The organism is Barnesiella sp. CU968, from assembly GCF_905219685.1.
GTDB classification, from domain to species: domain Bacteria; phylum Bacteroidota; class Bacteroidia; order Bacteroidales; family Muribaculaceae; genus Lepagella; species Lepagella muris_A.
Map to the genome: position 1 here is coordinate 1 of NZ_CAJMXD010000455.1, position 2,115 is coordinate 2,115.

At 48.7% G+C, this 2,115-nt stretch carries 2 protein-coding genes; both read left to right on the forward strand.

From position 1 onward, the window contains the following. The first annotated feature begins 33 nt into the window (after positions 1 to 33). Entirely contained in the window at positions 34 to 1,416 is a 1,383-nt protein-coding gene (gene murC, locus JX312_RS12680) for a UDP-N-acetylmuramate--L-alanine ligase (protein WP_123402927.1), read from the forward strand. Continuing rightward, positions 1,413 to 2,115, forward strand: a 703-nt coding sequence (locus JX312_RS12685; protein ID WP_204458279.1) for a cell division protein FtsQ/DivIB, incomplete at its 3' end; no start/stop codon positions are given. The genes murC and JX312_RS12685, both read left to right, overlap by 4 nt.

A 2,115-nucleotide genomic window follows, 5' to 3' on the forward strand; every position in this document is an offset into this window, starting at 1 on the left:
TATAGTGGACGAGATACTCAAAATTATTGACAAATGATCTGTTCAAACATATACTTTGTAGGTGCCGGAGGAATCGGGATGGCGAATCTCGTGAGATACTACCTTCGCCACGGTTATAAGGTCGCGGGGTATGACCGTACCCCTTCCGCATTGACCTGTGAACTTGAAAAAGAGGGGGCTTGCCTTTCTTTCAACGACTCTGCAGATGAAATTCCGGAAGATTTCCGTAATCCGGAAACCACGCTGGTAGTGTATACACCTGCGGTCCCGGAATCAAACAATATCCTTACGTTCTTCAGAAGCAACGGGTTCGAAGTGATAAAACGCGCCGCGCTTCTCGGCAAGATTACCGCTGATACAGATGCCATCTGTGTCGCGGGCTCACACGGAAAAACCACGACATCATCGATGATCGCCAACATCCTCCGCAACTCCGATGCGGGATGCACAGCCTTTCTGGGGGGAATACTCAGAAACACGGGGAGCAATCTTGTCCTGAACGAAAAGTCTCCGCTGTCGGTCATCGAGGCAGACGAATACGACCGGTCTTTCCACCACCTTCACCCATATATAGCAATTGTCACCTCCACAGACCCTGATCATCTTGACATTTACGGAGACGAAGACCATTATCTCGAGGCATTTTCTATTTTCACGTCCCTTGTCAGACCGGGCGGAACCCTCATCACACATACCGGTCTTAAATACAAACCGGATGTAAGGGATGGAGTGCGGGTGCAGACATACAGCGGAGGAGAGGAAGGAGACTGGCATGCCGAAAACATCGTTTTCGGAGACGGACGTCTGACATTCACTATTGTCGGTCCGGAGGGTCTGAAAATAGAAGACATACGCCTTGGCGTGCCTGTTGAAATCAACATTGAAAATGCAGTTGCGGCAGCAGCAGCATCAATAACGGCAGGTGCTTCAGAACATGATGTAAGGGAGGGACTTGCCACATTCCTCGGTGCCAAAAGAAGATTCGAGATATGGCTCGACGGAACGGCTCACAAAGACACACCTGTGCTTATCGATGATTATGCGCACAGTCCCAATGAAGTACTGAACTCGATACGCTCGGTAAGAAAACTATTACCCGGCAGGGAACTGACAGTCATATTCCAGCCGCATCTTTATACCCGCACACGCGATTTCGCGCCACAGTTTGCAGAAGCCCTTTCTGAAGCCGACCGCGTGATTATGCCGGAGATATATCCGGCAAGAGAACTGCCGATACCGGGAATCGATACCGCCATCATTCTTGATAAGGTAAAATCGTCTAAAAAAATATATTGCGAGCGAAAAGATTTGTTGAATCTGATAAAAAATAGTAATTTTGAAATTCTTATGACACTGGGGGCTGCCGATATAGACAGGCTGCTTCCGGAGATTCGTGATATATTGTCGCAAAGATGACCAACACCGTTCTGAAATGGCTGCTGCTTGTCCTGCTTACAGGATATACCGCCTGGGTGACCGTATGGGCAAACCGGGAGGCTCGCCGCCATGAATGCACGGGAATCACTGTCAATGTACTCGGATCCGAAAACCCAAATATTCTCGAACGCACAAGAAGCGGTATCGAGACGGAACTTGCCAGGTATCCTGAACAGATAACCGGCATCCCGGTTCATAATGTAAACACCGAAAAGATTGAAAGATATCTTTCCTCACTCTCAAATTTCGAGAGTGTGCACTGCATGATCAACTCCGAAAACCATCTCCTTGTCGAGGCAAGACCGCTTGAACCGGTGATGAGGGTTTTCAACGGAGGGAAATCATATTATATAAACCGGGAAGGGAAAAAGATCGATGCAAAGGCTGAATTCTTCACCGATGTGCCGGTGGTCTGCGGCAACTTCACCTCTTCATTTACGCCTAAGGATGTGCTTCCGCTGGTAAAATATATCGACAGTGATCCGAAGCTCGCGAATCTTACCGGAATGATAGTTGCCCGCGACAGCCGCAACCTGATTCTCGTGCCGAGAATCAAGGGACATGTGGTGAATTTCGGAGACACAACGCGCATGAAAGAGAAAAGCCACAATCTTTTCCTTTTCTACCGCAAGGTGATGCCGCACAAGGGATGGCTGGAATATGACACCGTGTCTGTGA

Bases quoted from the DNA above. Each gene is read 5' to 3' on its own strand.
- murC (WP_123402927.1), top strand. From the start codon at position 34: ATGATCTGTTCAAACATATACTTTGTAGGTGCCGGAGGAATCGGGATG.